Annotated in this window: 16 protein-coding genes; 4 read left to right on the top strand and 12 right to left on the bottom strand. The window is 71.4% G+C overall.

Features of this window, described 5'->3' with window-relative positions:
- Positions 1 to 1,047: ATP-binding protein (locus tag ACTHMF_RS08540; RefSeq protein ID WP_440317100.1), on the top strand; the 1,047-nt coding region annotated here is incomplete at its 5' end.
- 66 nt (positions 1,048 to 1,113) lie between these two features.
- Here ACTHMF_RS08540 and ACTHMF_RS08535 read toward each other — a convergent pair.
- The 3 genes from ACTHMF_RS08535 to ACTHMF_RS08525 all read right to left on the bottom strand — a co-directional run bounded on the left by ACTHMF_RS08535 (position 1,114) and on the right by ACTHMF_RS08525 (position 5,456).
- Positions 1,114 to 1,953: a hypothetical protein gene (locus ACTHMF_RS08535; protein ID WP_440317099.1), complete on the bottom strand. Its 840-nt coding sequence runs from the start codon at positions 1,951 to 1,953 to the stop codon at positions 1,114 to 1,116.
- Between the two features lie 185 nt (positions 1,954 to 2,138).
- Positions 2,139 to 4,004, bottom strand: a complete 1,866-nt coding sequence (locus ACTHMF_RS08530) for a cation:proton antiporter (RefSeq protein ID WP_440317098.1) — start codon at positions 4,002 to 4,004, stop codon at positions 2,139 to 2,141.
- Between the two features lie 15 nt (positions 4,005 to 4,019).
- Positions 4,020 to 5,456 (bottom strand): NAD(P)H-quinone dehydrogenase, encoded by a 1,437-nt coding sequence (locus ACTHMF_RS08525; protein WP_314146521.1) that lies wholly within the window; start codon positions 5,454 to 5,456, stop codon positions 4,020 to 4,022.
- Between the two features lie 82 nt (positions 5,457 to 5,538).
- Between ACTHMF_RS08525 and ACTHMF_RS08520 the strand changes: the two genes are divergently transcribed.
- Both ACTHMF_RS08520 and ACTHMF_RS08515 read left to right on the top strand, forming a co-directional pair.
- Positions 5,539 to 6,372, top strand: coding sequence for a purine-nucleoside phosphorylase (locus ACTHMF_RS08520; RefSeq protein WP_314146520.1), 834 nt, complete (start codon positions 5,539 to 5,541; stop codon positions 6,370 to 6,372).
- Positions 6,369 to 8,066: a phospho-sugar mutase gene (locus ACTHMF_RS08515; protein ID WP_440317097.1), complete on the top strand. Its 1,698-nt coding sequence runs from the start codon at positions 6,369 to 6,371 to the stop codon at positions 8,064 to 8,066. The genes ACTHMF_RS08520 and ACTHMF_RS08515 overlap by 4 nt, the downstream gene beginning before the upstream one ends.
- Positions 8,067 to 8,091: 25 nt before the next feature.
- Here ACTHMF_RS08515 and ACTHMF_RS08510 read toward each other — a convergent pair whose 3' ends face one another.
- Positions 8,092 to 9,327, bottom strand: coding sequence for an MFS transporter (locus tag ACTHMF_RS08510; protein ID WP_440317096.1), 1,236 nt, complete (start codon positions 9,325 to 9,327; stop codon positions 8,092 to 8,094).
- Positions 9,328 to 9,385: 58 nt separating this feature from the next.
- On the opposite strand from ACTHMF_RS08510, the gene ACTHMF_RS08505 reads away from it, so the two are divergent.
- Complete coding sequence (locus ACTHMF_RS08505; protein WP_314146946.1) at positions 9,386 to 9,703, top strand: ArsR/SmtB family transcription factor; 318 nt, start codon at positions 9,386 to 9,388, stop codon at positions 9,701 to 9,703.
- Between the two features lie 10 nt (positions 9,704 to 9,713).
- Here ACTHMF_RS08505 and ACTHMF_RS08500 read toward each other — a convergent pair whose 3' ends face one another.
- From ACTHMF_RS08500 to ACTHMF_RS08465, 8 genes are all read right to left on the bottom strand, one after another.
- Positions 9,714 to 9,986 carry a PTS sugar transporter subunit IIB gene (locus tag ACTHMF_RS08500; RefSeq protein ID WP_314146945.1) on the bottom strand — a complete coding sequence of 91 codons (273 nt, stop codon included), beginning with the start codon at positions 9,984 to 9,986 and terminating at the stop codon, positions 9,714 to 9,716.
- Positions 9,983 to 10,444, bottom strand: a complete 462-nt coding sequence (locus ACTHMF_RS08495) for a PTS sugar transporter subunit IIA (RefSeq protein ID WP_314146944.1) — start codon at positions 10,442 to 10,444, stop codon at positions 9,983 to 9,985. Before ACTHMF_RS08495 ends, ACTHMF_RS08500 begins: the two co-directional genes overlap by 4 nt.
- A 24-nt stretch (positions 10,445 to 10,468) precedes the next feature.
- Positions 10,469 to 11,590, bottom strand: a complete 1,122-nt coding sequence (locus tag ACTHMF_RS08490; RefSeq protein WP_440317093.1) for an adenosine deaminase — start codon at positions 11,588 to 11,590, stop codon at positions 10,469 to 10,471.
- Positions 11,591 to 11,641: 51 nt separating this feature from the next.
- Positions 11,642 to 12,943, bottom strand: coding sequence for a thymidine phosphorylase (locus ACTHMF_RS08485; protein ID WP_440317092.1), 1,302 nt, complete (start codon positions 12,941 to 12,943; stop codon positions 11,642 to 11,644).
- Positions 12,940 to 13,395: a cytidine deaminase gene (locus tag ACTHMF_RS08480; RefSeq protein ID WP_440317091.1), complete on the bottom strand. Its 456-nt coding sequence runs from the start codon at positions 13,393 to 13,395 to the stop codon at positions 12,940 to 12,942. The genes ACTHMF_RS08485 and ACTHMF_RS08480 overlap by 4 nt, the downstream gene beginning before the upstream one ends.
- Positions 13,392 to 14,681 carry an ABC transporter permease gene (locus ACTHMF_RS08475; protein WP_440317090.1) on the bottom strand — a complete coding sequence of 430 codons (1,290 nt, stop codon included), beginning with the start codon at positions 14,679 to 14,681 and terminating at the stop codon, positions 13,392 to 13,394. The genes ACTHMF_RS08480 and ACTHMF_RS08475 overlap by 4 nt, the downstream gene beginning before the upstream one ends.
- Positions 14,678 to 15,970, bottom strand: coding sequence for an ABC transporter permease (locus tag ACTHMF_RS08470; protein ID WP_314146939.1), 1,293 nt, complete (start codon positions 15,968 to 15,970; stop codon positions 14,678 to 14,680). The genes ACTHMF_RS08475 and ACTHMF_RS08470 overlap by 4 nt, the downstream gene beginning before the upstream one ends.
- A partial coding sequence (locus ACTHMF_RS08465; protein WP_440317089.1) for an ABC transporter ATP-binding protein occupies positions 15,967 to 17,058 on the bottom strand: 1,092 nt, incomplete at its 5' end. The genes ACTHMF_RS08465 and ACTHMF_RS08470, both read right to left, overlap by 4 nt.

Below are 17,058 nucleotides of genomic sequence, written 5' to 3'. Positions count from 1 at the left end.
CGCCACCAGAAGCTGGTCGAGGAGGCGCCGGCGCCGTTCCTCACCCCCGAGCAGACCGAGAAGCTGTACAGCGCGTCCAAGGCCATCCTCAAGGAGGTCGGCTACCAGGGCGCTGGCACCTGCGAGTTCCTGATCGGCAAGGACGGCACCGTCTCCTTCCTCGAGGTGAACACCCGTCTGCAGGTCGAGCACCCGGTCTCCGAGGAGGTCACCGGCATCGACCTGGTGCGCGAGCAGTTCCGCATCGCCGAGGGCGGCGAGCTGGACTACGACGACCCGATCGCGCGCGGCCACTCGTTCGAGTTCCGCATCAACGGCGAGGACGCCGGCCGCAACTTCATCCCCTCCCCCGGGCCGGTGCACGTCTTCAAGGCGCCGGGCGGCCCCGGCGTGCGCGTCGACAGCGGCGTCCAGGCCGGCGATGTGGTCAGCGGTGCGTTCGACTCGATGCTCGCGAAGCTGATCGTCACCGGCGCCAGCCGTGAGGAGGCGCTGGAGCGCTCCCGCCGCGCCCTCGACGAGTTCGAGGTGGCCGGCCTGCCGACCGTGCTCCCGTTCCACCGCGCGATCGTGCGCGACCCCGCCTTCGCCCCGCAGGACGGCGAGCCGTTCTCCATCTACACTCGCTGGATCGAGACCGAGTGGGCAGGTGGCATCGAGCCGTGGGCCGGCGAGCTCGCCGAGTCCCCCGCGCAGCGGCGCAGCAACGTCGTCGTCGAGGTCGAGGGCAAGCGCATCGAGGTGTCGCTGCCCGCGCGCCTGCTGACCGGCGGCGCTCAGGAGACCGCCCCTGCCCCGCGCCGGCGCGCCGCGCACGCGGTGGACACCGCGACCGGCGACTCGGTCACCGCGCCGATGCAGGCCACCGTGGTCAAGGTCGCGGTCGCCGACGGCGACGAGGTCGTCAAGGGCGACCTCGTGCTCGTGCTCGAGGCGATGAAGATGGAGCAGCCGCTCACCGCCCACAAGGACGGCACCGTCTCCGGCATCAACGCCGCCGTCGGCGAGACCGTCTCCTCCGGCCACCTCCTCCTCACCATCGTCTGACCCGCGCCGCGTTCGCAAGGGAGGAGTTCCCGGCCCAAACGGCCCGGAACTCCTCCCTTTGTCGCATCAGCCTGCGTTTCCAAGCGTGACGTCCTCCCGTGCCAACACGGCCTCGATGGCCGCCACCACGCCATCCGGGTCGCTGAGGACCAGCGACGCCGGAAACCGCAGCCTCCGTCCTCCGGCCAAGGCCATTCCGAGGTCCCGGACCCGGTCCCGCTCGAACGCGTCGCGACCGGAGTGGTAGCGGTAGCCGTCGACCTCGATGAACAGGACTCCATCCACTCGGGCATCGACACGCCCCACTCCCGCCACCGCGACCTGCTGCTCGACCAGGTGCCCGCGGCAGGTCAGCCGCTGGCGCAGGATGGACTCCACCCCCGAATCGGACCCAGGACGTGCGCGCGCGGCGATCGACCGGCTTCGGGCCGGTTCGCGGAGGAAGGCGATCGGCAATCGCCGCGGAGTAGTCAGCCCCGCTGAGATCGCGGTGTCGAGGACGGCAACGGCGGTCTCCTCTTCGGCGCATCGGACGACGGAGCGCAGACAGTCGGCGAGCGAGACGCGCCAGATCTCTCCGTGCTCGGCTTCGCCCCAGTGCCGCACTTGACCGGGCTCCTCCGCGCTCCGGCCGGCGTGCTTCGGGACGAGCAGATGTGTTCGCGCGTCCATCCCGCCCCAGAGCCCGTAGCTGCGGGCAGCCGAGACGCAGGTCAGCCGCGCACCGGCGCGGAGTGCGGCGAGGACGGGGGCCGGGGTTCCCCGTGGCGCGTACCTTCCCTTCCGCACTCGGATGAGCGTTCCCGCACGGACGGCGGCCGTCAGCGCGCGTGGGGTCGCCCCCGCTGCGACCAGCTGATGAGTGGATGCGGCGCCCAGGCGATGCAATTCGTCGTACCAGGTCATCCCCCGATCGTCGCGCGCTGCCGGGGACCATGGCGTGCGAAGGGTGGATCTGTGGATAACGGGATGCGCGAAAGGGAGGACATCTGAAGCGACACGCCCGGGCGCTGCCTCTTAGGGAGGATTTCGGGGCCGTGAGGGCTGGGATGTCCTCCCTTTCGGACGAGGGGTGGACGGGAGGAGGCGGGTCAGCCGGTGGGTTCGGTGGGGTCGCCCTTGAGGTCGATGCTGATCTCGTCGGCGTCGAGGTTGCTGAGGGCGCCGGCGAGGACGTCGGCGCTGAAGGTGCCGTCGTCCCTGGCGTCGAGGAGGGCCGAGCGCTGCGCCCGGATGCGCTTCAGGCGCGCCGCCTTGTGCTCGTTGAAGGCCTCCGGGGTGCGCTCGGTCGTCGCGGGCGACGGCACCTGCTCGCCGGCTTCGTGCAGCAGCTCCAGCAGCCGGCGGCGCTCGTCGCGCTCGGCCTGGGGGTCGGCGGCGGCCGGCTTGACCAGGCGCAGCACGAGGCCCAGCGTCCCGCCCTGGAGCAGCAGAGAGCCCGCGGCGACGAGGAAGGCGATCAGCACCAGCACGTTGCGCCCCGGCGTATCCCCGGGGAGGCTCTGCGCGGCGGCGACGGTGACGGCTCCACGCATTCCGGCCCAGACCACGATCGTGCCCTCGCGCCAGCCGAGCGGCGCCCCGGTGAAGTAGTCGATGTCGGCGAGCGTCCGCCGCAACCGGGTGCCGAACCGGGCGAGGTTCTCCACGGTGAACCGACGCCGACGGCGGGCGACGCGGGCCCGCCAGCTCTTCGGATGGGCACGTGCGCGGTCGATGGCCGCCTGCACCTGCGGCGGCACGGCGACGACCGGACCCTCACCGGCGAGCCCCTCGGCCCCGGCCGCCGGGACCGGGAGGGACGAGCGGGAGCGGTCGGACGGGGCGGATCCGGTCCCCGGCAGCGCCGGCCGCTCGCCGCGCGCGATCGCGCCGCGCTCCAGCATCCGCTTGGTCGCCTCCGGGTCCTCCAGCCGCTCCTGCAGCCGGCTCAGCGTCGGCCGCATCCGCGCTCTGCGCCGGTTCCGCCTGGCCAGCAGTGCGAGCAGCGGCGCGACGAACGCCGCGCGCACCAGGATGGTCAGCACCAGCGCCGCGGCCGCGATGCCGAGGGCGGGCAGCACGCCGGCGTGGTCGTTCTGCACCTTCTGGACGATGCCGAACAGCTCCAGGCCCATCGTCAGGAAGATCAGCCCCTCCAGCACCAGCTCGACCGTCCGCCAGTTCTGGGCGTCGGAGAGCCGGTGCTCCGGCGAGAGCACCCGCGGCGCCCTGCTGCCGGTGATCAGACCGGCGACGACCGCGGCGACGAGCCCGGAGGCGCCGAGCGCCTCGGCGGGGATGGAGGCCAGGAAGGGCACCGTGAACGAGATCACCGTGTTGACCGTCGCGTCCGTGACCCGCGCCCGCACCACCAGGTTCAGCCGGCCGACCACGGCGCCGAAGACGACGGCCACGAGCACCGACCAGATGAAGGACAGCGTCACCGCGCCGATCGTGAACGTGGCGACGGCGGCCGCCGCGACCGCAGCCCGCAGCAGCACGAGCGCCGTGGCGTCGTTGAGCAGGCTCTCTCCCTCCAGGATCGCGACCACGCGCGGCGAGACGCCGGCGCGCTTGACGATCCCGGTCGCCACCGCGTCCGTCGGGCTCACGATCGCGCCGAGCGCGATGCCCCAGCCGATGCCGAGGCCGGGGATGATCCACGCGAAGAACAGGCCGAGCAGCACCGAGCTGACGATCACGAGCAGCACGGAGAGCCCGCCGATGGCGCCGAACTCCCTCCGGAAGTTCATCGACGGCATCGACACCGACGCCGAGTAGAGCAACGGCGGCAGCACCCCGGCGATGATCCACTCCGGCTCCAGCTCGAGCGCGGGAACGAACGGGAGGAAGCTGACCAGGATGCCGACCACGACGAGGATGAGCGGCGAGGCGACCCCGAACCGCGGGCCGAAGGTGGTCGCCGCGGCGATGGTCAGGACGGCCAGGACGCCGACGACCAGGAGCTCCTCCATCCCCCCGACCCCTTCCTACAGCACGATGTGCATCGCGCGGGCGGCGTCCGAGATCGAGCCGGAGAGGGAGGGGTAGACCGTGAACGCGCGCGCCACCTGGTCGACGGTGAGCCGGTGCTCCACGGCGAGCGCCAGCGGGAAGATCAGCTCGGACGCGCGTGGCGCCACGATCACGCCGCCGATCACCGTCCCGGAGCCGGTGCGGGCGAACAGCTTCACGAAGCCGTCCCTGATGCCCAGCATCTTCGCGCGCGGGTTGGACTTCAGCGGCAGCTTGTAGATGTCGCCCTGCGCGATGCCGTCCTCGATCTGCTTCTGGTTCCAGCCGACCGTCGCGATCTCGGGCTGGGTGAAGATGTTGGAGGTCACGTTGCGCAGCTCGATCGGGTTCACCGCGTCGCCCATCGCGTGGAAGACGGCGGTGCGGCCCTGCATCGAGGCGACGGAGGCCAGCGGCAGCAGGTCGGAGCAGTCGCCGGCCGCGTAGATGTTCGGGATGGACGTGCGGGCCACCCGGTTCACGCGGATGTGGCCGGACGGCGTGAGCTGCACGCCCGCCTCCTCCAGCCCGATGCCCGCGGTGTTCGGGATGGAGCCGACCGCCATCAGACAGTGCGTACCCTCGACGGTCCTGCCGTCGGTGAGCGTCGCGACGACGCCGTCCTCGGTGCGGACGACGGACTCGGCGCGCGACTTGGCGAGCACCTGCATGCCGTTGCGCTTGAAGACGTTCTCGATCACCCGGGCGGCGTCGGCGTCCTCGCCGGGCAGCACCTGGTCGCGCGAGGAGATCAGCGTCACCTTGGAGCCGAGCGCCGTGTACGCCGAGGCGAACTCCGCGCCGGTGACACCGGATCCGACGACGATCAGGTGCTCCGGCACCGAGCCGAGGTCGTAGAGCTGGGTCCAGGTGAGGATGCGCTCGCCGTCCGGCTCGGCCGACGACAGGATACGCGGGCTGGCGCCGACCGCGATGACGATCGTGTCCGCCTCCACCCGGTCGAAGTCGGTGCCGGAGTCGCCCTTGGCGGTGGAGACGATGACAGCGCTCGACCCGTCGAGGCGCCCCTCGCCGGTGACGATCCGCACGCCCGAGCGCACCAGCTCGGCCCGCATGTCCTCGGACTGCTGGCGCGCGAGGCCCATCAGCCGCTTGTTGACGGCGGCGAGGTTGACCGCGATCTCCGGCCGCACCGGCTTGCCGTGCTCGGTGCGCGAGAAGAACTGGACGCCGAGGTCGGCCGCCTCCGCGATGGAGTTGGTGGCCTCGGCCGTCGCGATCAGGCTCTTCGAGGGGACGACATCGGTGATGACGGCGGAGCCGCCGACGCCGGAGCGCTCGATCAGGGTGACGTCGGCGCCCAGCTGCGCGCCGGCGATCGCCGCCTCGTAGCCGCCGGGTCCACCGCCGAGCACGGCGATCCGCTGCTTCCGCTCGAATTCATAGGCCATGCCATCCATTCTTCCGTATGCCTGCACCGATGCGCAGACGCCCGTCCGTGTACCGGCCCGGGGTGCTCAGTAGAGTTGGCTCATGCTCGAAACCACTCAGAACCCGCTCGACGACCCGGCCACCGACCCGTTCGAGGTGGCGCGGGAGGCGGCGGCGCAGCTGGCGGAGAAGACCGGCGTCCCCCGCCACGACATCGCCCTCACGCTGGGCAGCGGCTGGGGCAAGGCGGCCGACCTGATCGGCGAGACCGTCGCGACTGTCCCGGCGACCGAGATCGTCGGCTTCAGCACGCCGGCCCTGGAGGGCCACGTCGGCACCCTCCGCTCGATCCGGCTCCCGAACGGCAAGCACGCGCTCGTGATCGGCGCCCGCACGCACTACTACGAGGGGCACGGCGTCCGCCGCGTCGTCCACAGCGTCCGCACCGCAGCGGCCGCCGGGGCGACGACGATGATCCTCACCAACGGCGCCGGCGGCATCAAGGAGCACTGGAAGCCGGGAACGCCCGTCCTGATCAGCGACCACATCAACCTGACCGCGGACTCGCCGCTCGAGGGCGCGACGTTCATCGACCTGACGGACCTGTACTCGTCGCGGCTGCGCGCGGTCGCGAAGTCGATCGAGCCGAGCCTGGACGAGGGCGTCTACACGCAGTTCCGCGGCCCGCACTACGAGACGCCGGCCGAGGTGCAGATGGCGAAGGCCATCGGCGGCCACATCGTCGGCATGTCCACCGCGCTGGAGGCGATCGCCGCCCGCCAGGCCGGGATGGAGATCCTCGGAATGTCGCTCATCACGAACCTGGCCGCCGGCATCCAGAAGACGCCGCTCAGCCACCAGGAGGTCATCGACGCCGGCCGCGAAGCCGAGCCGGTGATCAGCGCCCTGCTCGCCCAGATCGTGGAGGCGCTGTGAGCGACACCGAGCAGGTCATCGCCGACGCCCGCGCCTGGCTCGCACAGGACCCCGACCCGGAGACCCGCCAGGAGCTCGAGTCGCTGATCGTCGCGGCCGAGTCCGGCTCGGCCGAGGCCGTCGCCGACCTGCACTCCCGCTTCGACACCCGGCTCGCCTTCGGCACGGCCGGCCTGCGCGGCGAGATCGCGGCCGGACCGAACCGGATGAACCGGGTGCTGGTCGCGCAGGCGGCCGCCGGGTTCGCCCGCTGGCTGCTCGAGCACGCCGAGGGCGGCACGCCGTCGGTCGTGATCGGCTACGACGGCCGCAAGAACTCGGACGTGTTCGCGCGGGACACCGCCGAGCTGATGGCCGGTGCCGGGGTGCGCGCCGTGCTGCTGCCGCGGCTGCTGCCGACGCCGGTGCTGGCGTTCGCGGTCCGCCACCTCGACGTGAGCGCGGGCGTGATGGTCACCGCGAGCCACAACCCGCCGAACGACAACGGCTACAAGGTCTACCTGGGCGGCGCGGACAACGGCTCCCAGATCGTCTCGCCGACGGACGCCGAGATCGCCGCGCACATCCTGGAGGTGGCGCAGGGCAGCGTCGCCGACCTGCCGCGCTCCGAGCAGTACGAGGTCGCCGGCGAGGACGTCGAGCGCGCGTACATCGACGCGACCGCCGCGGTCGCGACCACGACGGCCCCGCGCGACGCCGTCTCGTTCGCGTACACCGCGATGCACGGCGTCGGCTGGCGCACCGCCCAGGCCGTGTTCCAGGCGGCCGGGTTCGCGGAGCCGACCGTCGTCGTCGCCCAGCGCGACCCCGACCCGGCGTTCCCGACCGTCGCGTTCCCGAACCCGGAGGAGCCGGGCGCGATGGATCTGGCGTTCGCCACCGCGCGCGAGGCGGGCGTCGACCTTATCATCGCGAACGACCCGGACGCCGACCGGCTCGCCGTCGCCATCCCCGACCCCGCCTCCGCGGACGGCTACCGCCGGCTCAGCGGGAACGAGGTCGGAGCGCTGCTCGGCTGGCGCGCCGCGGAGCTCGCCACGGCGACGGCCGGCGACGCCGCGCCGTCCGGGGCGCTGGCCTGCTCGGTCGTCTCCTCCCCCGCTCTCGCCGCCGTGGCCGCGGCCTACCACCTGGACTTCGCGGACACGCTGACCGGTTTCAAGTGGGTCTCCCGCGCCCCCGGCCTCATCTACGGCTACGAGGAGGCGCTCGGCTACCTGGTGAACCCGGGGACGGTGCGCGACAAGGACGGTATCTCGGCCGCGACCGCGCTGCTCGACCTGGTGAACACGCTCGCCGCGGAGGGCAGGACGCTCGCCGACCAGCTGGACGCGTTCGCCGAGCGGTTCGGCTTCTTCGCGAGCGACCAGATCTCGATCCGGGTCACCGACCTCTCCCGCATCGGCGAGATCATGTCGGCCCTGCGGTCCGCGCCGCCCGCGCGCCTCGGCGAGGTGGCGGTGGAGCGCATCGACGACCTGAGCGACGGCTTCGAGGGGCTGCCGCCGAGCGACGTGCTGCGCATCCGTCTCGCGGACGGCTCTCGGGTCATGGTCCGCCCGTCCGGGACCGAGCCGAAGCTCAAGATCTACATCGACGCGTCGAGCGACGACGGCACCGTCGCCGAGCGCCGCGCGACCGCGACCGCCCGCGTCGCCGCCCTCGCCGACGCCATGCGCGCCCTCACCCGCTGACCAGCCGCCGAGCACAGGGAAACCGTCACGAATCCGCCCGTTTCGCGACGGTTTCCCTGGGCCCGCGGGCCTGGACGTAGGCCGCGGGGCGCGGGGAGCGGGCGGCGTAGCCGAGGAGGAAGGCTGCGAGGGCGAGGACCGTGACGACGGCGCCGGCCACGGGGACGGCGACCGCGCCGCCGGCGGCGAGCGCCAGCGTGCCGATGGGAGGCGCGATGGCGATGCCGACGTACATCGCCGTCGAGTACCAGGACAGTGCCAGCGCCGAGCTCTCCGGGTCCACGTTCACGAGCCGGTGCTGCACCGGGATCGCGATGGCGAAGGCGGCGACGCCCCAGATCGCGAACACCACGATGGATGCGGCGAACGACGCCTCCGCGAACGGCAGGGCGATCAGGGCGACCGCCTGCCCGGCGAGCGCCACGACGGCGACCCTGCGGTTGCCGAAGCGGTCGGTGAACGGCCCGGCGACCGCGTTCCCGGCCACCCCGGCCACGCCGTACGCCAGCAGCAGGACGGCCAGCAGCGTCCCCGAGCCGCCCGTGGAGGCGCGGGTGACGGCGGCGGAGAAGATGTAGACGATGTTGAACCCCGCGACCATCAGCAGCGTGGTCGCGAGCGGCGCGACGACGCGCAGGTCGGCGAGCGGAGCGAGCCTGCGCCGCAGCGACACCGTTGCCGAGGTGGGCACGCCCGTGACCAGCAGCGGGATGGCCGCCACCAGCAGCACGCCGATCGCGACGATGCACCACATCGCGAACCGCCAGCCGGCGATGCCGCCGAGCGCGGTGCCGAGCGGCGAGCCGACCGCGGTCGCCAGGGTGAACCCCGCACCGACGAGCGCGAGCGCGCGCCCGCGCGTCTCCGGTGCGGCGAGCGAGGCGGCGGCCGCGGTCGCCGTCGGCACCAGGGCGGCGCCGCCGATGCCCGCGATCGACCGGCCGGCGATGAAGACCCCGAGGTTCGGCGCGAGCGCCGCGACGGCGGTCCCGGCGGCGAAGACGGCCAGCCCTACGGCCATCAGAGCCGCCCGCGGAACGCGCGGCAGCAGGATGGACACCGCGGGCGCCGCGACGGCGACGAGCAGCGAGTAGATCGTGATCGAGTAGCTGACCGCCTCCGCGGTCGATCCCAGTCCGGCCGCGACCCGCGGCAGCAGCCCGGCGATGACGAACGCGTTGGTGCCGACCACGAACATCGCGGCCGCCAGGACCACGAGCTTCAGGGTCGCTCCGCGGTATGATTGTTCGACGAGTGTCATACCGTCACGGTACGACTATTGTTCGATCATTGTCAAACAGTTTTTTCGAGGCGCCCGCATGACCGACTACCCCGTTCCCGACATCGAGGATGTGGAGCTGGTGGATGTGCTGCGCGCGGTCGCCGATCCGATCCGCCTCCAGATCGTGCGCGCCCTCGCGGACGGCCGCCCGCATCCCAAGTCGATGACCGAGTGGGGCGTCGACGTGCAGAAGTCGACGATGGCCCACCACTTCAAGACGCTGCGCGAGGCCGGCATCACGCGCACCATCGTCAGCGGGCGCACCCACGAGATCCAGCTGCGCCGCGAGGAGCTCGACGCCCGCTTCCCCGGGCTGATCGACGCCCTGACGTCGCAGGCGACGCCGGCCCCGTGACGGGCGCGCTCTAGCCCAGCGCCTCGTCGAGCTTCTGCTCGAGCTCGTCCAGGTCGAAGTAGTTCTGCACCACGATCACGTCGGCGTTCGTCTTGCCGATCCGGTCCACCAGCTCGGGCGAGGTCAGGATGATCTGCGCGTCGGCGGCGGCGGTCGCGATCGAGGCGGCGTCCGCCGCCGTCACGTCCGCGTCCAGGCCGAGCCGGTCGAGGACGCGCTCCGCGTTCACCTTGAGGATGCCGGACGTGCCGACACCGACGCCGCAGATGGCGACGATCTTCACCGCGCCGCCTCCTCCTCGGTGAGCGTCAGGATGCGCTGCACCTCCTCGACGTCGGTCGCCGCCGCGAGCGCGGGGATCGATTGCGGGTCGTTGAAGACATTCGCCAGCTCGGCGACGCTCGTCACGTGCGCCTCCGGGGTCGTCACCGCGAGGCCGAGGACGACCGAGACCGGGTCGTTGTGCGGGTGGCCGAACACCACGGGCTCGTCCAGGATGACGACGGACAGGCCGTCGTGGTTCACGTCCGGCCCGGGACGCGCGTGCGCCAGGGCGAGGCCGGGCGCGATCACGATGTAGGCGCCGAACTCCTCGATCACCTGGACCATCCGGGCCGAGTAGCCCTGCTCGGTCGCGCCGGAGCGTGCGAGCGCCTCACCGGCCAGTTCCACCGCCTCGCGCCAGTCGGCGGCGTGGGCCCCGACGGTCACGGCGGAAGCAGGCAACGGTGGCAGTGGCATGGTTCCAGCGTATCGCCAGAGGGGTCAGGAACCCTCGAAACCCGCTGTGATGATCTCGGCGAGCTCCTCACGCTCCTCCACCGGCAGGAAGGAGCCGGCGGCGGCGTTCAGCTGGAAGATCTCCAGGTCGGTGCGGTCGTAGGCGAACGCGTCGGCGAGGATGCTCAGCTCCCTGGTGAGGGTGGTCCCGCTCATCAGGCGGTTGTCGGTGTTCACCGTCACCCGGAAGCCGAGCTGGTAGAGCAGGTCGAACGGGTGGTCGAGGATGTCGTCGCCCCAGGCCGCGATCGCGCCGGTCTGCAGGTTCGAGGTCGGGCTGGTCTCCAGCGCGATCTCGCGGTCCTTCACCCACTGCGAGAGCGTGCCGAGCGTCACGTAGGTGTTCTCGTCGTCCTGGCGCTCGACCGTGATGTCCTCGGCCAGGCGCACGCCGTGACCGAGGCGCAGCGCGCGGCCGTCGAGGAGGGCGCTGCGGATGCTGTCCAGTCCGTCGGCCTCGCCCGCGTGCACCGTGGTCGGGAAGAACTGCGCGGCGAGGTAGTCGAACGCGGCGCGGTGGTTCGAGGGCGGGAAGCCCGCCTCCGGCCCCGCGATGTCGAAGCCGACGGCGCCGCGGTCGCGGTGGCGGACAGCGAGCTCGGCGATCTCCAGGCCGCGGTCGTTGTGGCGCATCGCCGTGATCAGCTGGCCGACGCGGATGCGCTTGCCGGTCTCGCGGACATCCAGGATGCCCTGCTCGATGCCGTCCTGCACGGCCTCGACCGTCTCGTCCAGGCTGAGCCCGCGCGACAGGTGCTGCTCGGGGGCCCAGCGGATCTCGCCGTAGACGACGCCGTCCGCGCCGAGGTCCTGCACGAACTCGCGCGCGACGCGGGTCAGCCCCTCGCGGGTCTGCATCACCGCGGTGGTGAGGTCGAACGTCTTCAGGTACTCCACGAGGGAGCCGGAGTTGGACTTCTCGCCGAACCAGGCGGCGAGCGCGGAGGCGTCGCTCGCCGGAAGCTCCAGGCCGATCTCGTCCGCGAGCTCCAGCACGGTCGACGGGCGCAGGCCGCCGTCCAGGTGGTCGTGCAGCGAGACCTTGGGGAGCGCCCCGATGTCCGTCCCGTCCGCCAGCGTGTAGGTACCGTTCTCGTTCGCGCTCATGTCCTTCAATCTACTGGTGGTCTCGTGCCCGCGGCCAACCGCGTTGTGCGGTCAGGAGATGCGGTCGGCGATGAGCGGCGTGCGCTCGAAGGGGGTGCCGGCGGGGGCGATCCGGTAGGCGCCTTCGACGGCCTCGAGCGCGCGCTCGAAGCGGGCGGGCTCGTCCGCCGACAGCGTGAACAGCGGCTGGCCGGCGCGGACGGTGTCGCCCGGCTTCGCGTGCAGGTCGACGCCCGCCGCGTGCTGAACCGGGTCCTGCTTGCGCGCGCGTCCCGCGCCCAGCCGCCAGGCCGCGATCCCGAACGGGAGGGCCTGCTGCTCGACCAGGATGCCGTCCTGCTCCGCGACGACGGTGTGCGTCTCCTTCGCGACCGGCAGCGCGGCGTCGGGGTCGCCGCCCTGGGCGCGCACGGTCTCGCGCCACTTGTCCATCGCGCGGCCGTCCTTCAGCGCGGCCTCGACGTCGGCGTCCGGCTTGCCCGCGAGCGCCAGCATCTCGCGCGCGAGCGCGATCGTCAGCTCGACGATGTCGGCGGGGCCGCCGCCGGCGAGCACCTCGACCGACTCCCGCACCTCGTTGGCGTTGCCGATGGCGAGGCCGAGCGGCACGTTCATGTCGGTCAGCAGCGCGGACGTCGCGACGCCGGCGTCCGTTCCGAGCTCGACCATCGTGCGGGCCAGCTCGCGGGACTGCTCGATGTCCTTGAGGAACGCGCCGGAGCCGAACTTCACGTCCAGCACCAGGGCGCCCGTGCCCTCCGCGATCTTCTTGGACATGATCGAGGACGCGATCAGCGGGATGGCCTCGACCGTCCCCGTGATGTCGCGCAGCGCGTACAGCTTGCCGTCGGCCGGGGCGAGGCCGGAGCCGGCGGCGCAGATGACGCCGCCCTGGTTGCGCAGCTGCTCGAACATCTCCTCGTTGCTGAGGTTCGCGCGCCAGCCGGGGATGCTCTCCAGCTTGTCGAGCGTGCCGCCGGTGTGGCCGAGGCCGCGGCCGGAGAGCTGCGGGACGGCGACGCCGAAGGAGGCGACGAGCGGCATCAGCGGGAGCGTGATCTTGTCGCCGACGCCTCCGGTGGAGTGCTTGTCGGCAGTCGGCTTGCCGAGGCCGGAGAAGTCCATCCGCTCGCCGGAGGCGATCATGGCGAGCGTGAGGTCCTTGATCTCGCGCCTGCTCATCCCATTGAGGAAGATGGCCATCGTCATCGCGGACATCTGCTCGTCGGCCACGTAGCCGCGCGTGTACGCGTCCACCAGCCAGTCGATCTCGGCGGTGCTCAGCTCACCGCGGTCGCGCTTGGTCCTGATCAGATCGACGGCGTCGAACGCCTCGACTCCTGCTGCGGTCACGCCTGGGTTCCTGTTCCGTCGTTCTCGTGCTCCGCCGCGTAGGCGGCGAGCTGGCGCGGCCCGAACGCGTCGGGCAGCACCTGGTCGATGGTCTTGATGCCGGAGACGGTCTCCAGCAGCATCCCGTCGGCCGAGTGCTCGTACAGCAGCTGACGGCAGCGCCCGCACGGCATGAGGGTCGCCCCGTCGCCGTCCACGCACGTGAACGCGACGAGGTGGCCGCCGCCGGACATCGCCAGCGCGGAGACCAGGCCGCACTCGGCGCACAGCGTCACGCCGTAGCTGGCGTTCTCGACGTTGCAGCCGCTGACGATGCGGCCGTCGTCGACGAGGGCCGCGGCGCCGACCGGGAACTTCGAGTACGGGACGTACGCGTGCGACATCGCTTCGACGGCCGCGGTGCGCAGCGCCTCCCAGTCGATGGACGCCGCTGCCGGATTCACGGTGCTCATGACTTGATGTACGGCTTCCCGTCGGCCGCCGGCGCCCGCGAGAGGCCGACGAGCCCAGCGACGGCGGCGATGGTGATCACGTACGGCAGCATCAGCATGAACTCGCTCGGAACCGGTGAGCCCATGATGCTGAGCACGTTCTGCAGGTTGGACGCGAAGCCGAACAGCAGCGCCGCGAGGGTGGCCCGGATCGGGTCCCAGCGTCCGAAGATCACGGCCGCGAGGGCGATGAAGCCCTGACCGGCGGTCATCTCCTTGGAGAAGGCGCCCACCGAGCCGAGCGTGAAGTATGCACCGCCGAGGCCGGCCACCGCGCCCGCGAGGGAGACGTTCCAGAACCGGGTGCCGTTGACGTTGATGCCGACGGTGTCCGCCGCCTCCGGGTGCTCGCCGACCGAGCGGAGGCGCAGACCCCAGCGGGTCTTGAACAGGCCGAACCAGACCAGGAAGATCGCGACGTACATCAGGTACTCGATGATCGTCTGGTCGAACAGCACCTTGCCGATCACCGGGATGTCGCTGAGGACCGGGATGGGCCAATTCGGCAGCCGCGGCGGGTGGTTCAGCTTGGCCGGGTCGGCGGCGAGCACCTGCGAGTACAGGAAGCTCGTCAGGCCGGTGACCAGCACGTTGAGCACGACACCGACGATCACCTGGTCCACCAGGTACTTGATCGAGAACGCGGCGAGCACGAACGACACCAGCACGCCGGCGATCATCGCGGCGAACAGGCCCACGACCCAGCTGCCGGTGAGCGTCGCGGTCATCGCCGAGACGAACGCGCCGGCGAGCAGCTGGCCCTCGATGGCGACGTTCACGACACCGCCGCGCTCCGAGATCACGCCGCCCAGCGCACCGAAGACGAGCGGGACGGAGAGCGTGATCGTGCCGAGCAGCAGGCCGGTGACCGGGACCGGGAGCTGGCCGGAACCGGCCCAGGCGAGGAAGCCGAACATGAAGATCAGGGCGAAGAGCACGACCATCCAGATCGGCGTCTTGCGCGCCTTCCAGGAGAACCACGCGCTCACCGCGGTCAGCACGGCGAGCAGGATGGTGACGACGATCGTCGTCGCGAACGCGTCCACCGTGAGGTTCGGCAGCTTGATCGCGTCGCCGGCCTCGGAGAACCGGAACGTGCTCTCGCCGTGACGGGGGAACCCGAAGAACAGGATCAGGCTGAGCAGCACGAAGACGCCGAAGGCGATCGGCGCCTTCCAGGACCGGATCTCGGCCTTCTCGAGGACGATCGGCGAGGAGTCGGGGATGACGGGGGCCGCAGCGCTCACTTGGCCTCCACCTCCTTCGTGACGATGGGACGCGGTCTCCGGGGCGCGCTCCCCGGCGTCGGCAGGCGGAAGATCGCCCGCACCAGCGGCGGCGCGGCGACGAAGAGGACGATCAGCGACTGCATGACCAGGACGATGTCGATCGGGATGTCGTTGGCGGCCTGGATGGTGAAGCCACCGGCCTTCAGCGCACCGAACAGCAGACCCGCGATGAAGACGCCCCACGGCCGCGAGCGGCCGAGCAGCGCCACCGTGATGGCGTCGAAGCCGATGCCGGCGTCCACACCGGAGCTGATGCCTTGCGGGAAGACGCCGAGCGCCTGGCTCGCACCGGCGATGCCGACGAGGCCACCGGCGATGAGCATCGCGTACACGTAGACGTTCTTGACGTTGATGCCGGCGACGCGCGCCGCGTTCGGGTTCTCGCCGACGGCGCGGAACCGGAAGCCGAGGCTCGACCGGTTGATCAGCCACCACACCAGCACGGTCGCGCCGACGACGACGACGAACGCCCAGGTGACGTTGTACTGGTCGCCGAACAGCGGCGGGAACACGGCGTTCGGGTGGATGGCCGGCGCCTTCGGGTTGTTCGAGCCCGGCGCCTGCAGCAGGCCCTGCGTGCGCAGCATGTACGCGACGAGATAGAACGCGATGTAGTTGAGCATGATCGTCACGATCACCTCGTGCGCGCCCGTCCTCGCCTTCAGCAGGCCGACGATGCCCGCCCAGATCGCGCCGCCCGCGATGCCGGCGACGATCGCCAGCACCAGGTGGATGACCGGCGGCAGGTTCCAGGAGAAGCCCACCCACGCGGACGCGGCGGCGGCGATCAGGATCTGCCCCTGGCCACCGATGTTGAACAGGCCGACGCGGAACGCGAGCGCGACGCCGAGACCGCTGACGATGAGCGGCGTCGCGAACGACAGCGTCTCCGTCAGCGGGCGGATGCCCGCGGCGAACGTCGGGCGGCGGAAGTTGTAGATCGCGCCCTGGAACATCGACACGTAGGCGTTGGAGACGGAGGTCCAGATCGCCGAGAACGTGTCGCCGGGCCGGGCGAAGAAATACCCGGCGGCCTTCTGCACGCCCGGGTCCGTGACCGCGATCAGGATGGCGCCGACGACGAGCGCCAGCACGACGGCCAGGATCGAGATGACCACCGGGCCGCCCATGATGTCCCGGATCGCCTTGTTCCAGCGGTCGTCGTTCTCCGGCTTGCCGGTGGACGGGGACGGCTGCGCGGGCTGCGCCGGCGCGGCGGGCGCTCCTGCTGTCGGGGTCCCGGTCATGCTGCTGCTCCTGCCTGCTCCGGCGCCTCGCCGGCCATCATGAGGCCGAGGACGTCACGCGAGGTGTCGCCCGGCACGATTCCAACGATCCCCCCGCGGTACATCACGGCGATGCGGTCCGCCAGCGCAGCGACCTCGTCCAGCTCGGTCGAGACGACGATCACGGGCACGCCGGAGTCGCGGGTCTCCACGATCCGCTTGTGGACGAACTCGATCGAGCCCACGTCCAGGCCGCGCGTCGGCTGCGCCGCGACGAACAGCCGCAGGTCGCGGCTCAGCTCGCGTGCGAGGACGACCTTCTGGGCGTTGCCGCCGGAGAGCCTGCCGACCTTCTGGTCGATGGACTGGGTGCGCACGTCGAACTCGCGCACCTTCTCCTCCGCGAAGTCCTTGAGGTACGAGAACTGGATGTTGCCCGCCTTCACGAACGGCTCCCCCGTCGAGCGGTCGAGCATCAGGTTCTCCTGGATGCTGAACTCGCCGACCAGGCCGTCCTCGTTGCGGTCCTCCGGCACGAAACCGACGCCGGCGTCGAGCACCTTGCGCGGGCTGCGGCCCTGGATGGGCTTGCCGTCGAGCAGGATCTCGCCCTCCACGCGCGGCTGCAGGCCGAGGATCGCCTCGGTCAGCTCGGTCTGCCCGTTGCCCTGAACGCCCGCGATCGCGAGGATCTCGCCCGCGCGCACCTCGAAGCTCACCTTGTTGACCACCAGCTGGCCGATCGGGTCGATCACCGACAGGTCCTTCACCACGAGCGCGGCGTCGCCCGGCGTCGCCGGCGCCTTCTCCACGGTCAGGGACACGGCACGGCCGACCATCATCGACGCCATCTCGGCGTTGGTGGCGGTGGGCTCGGTCTCGCCGATCACCTTGCCGAGGCGGATGACGGTGATCCGATCGGCGACCTCGCGCACCTCGCGCAGCTTGTGCGTGATGAAGACGATGGCGGTGCCCTGCTCCTTGAGCTGGCGCATGATCGCCATCAGCTCATCGGTCTCCTGCGGGGTCAGCACGGCGGTCGGCTCGTCGAAGACGAGCACCTTCGCGTTCTGGGACAGCGCCTTGATGATCTCCACGCGCTGCTGCAC

Source organism: Leifsonia sp., from assembly GCF_051955155.1.
Lineage (GTDB): Bacteria > Actinomycetota > Actinomycetes > Actinomycetales > Microbacteriaceae > Leifsonia.
The sequence above is the reverse complement of the archived record's forward strand: the minus strand, read 5'-3'. Positions and strand labels throughout refer to the sequence as shown.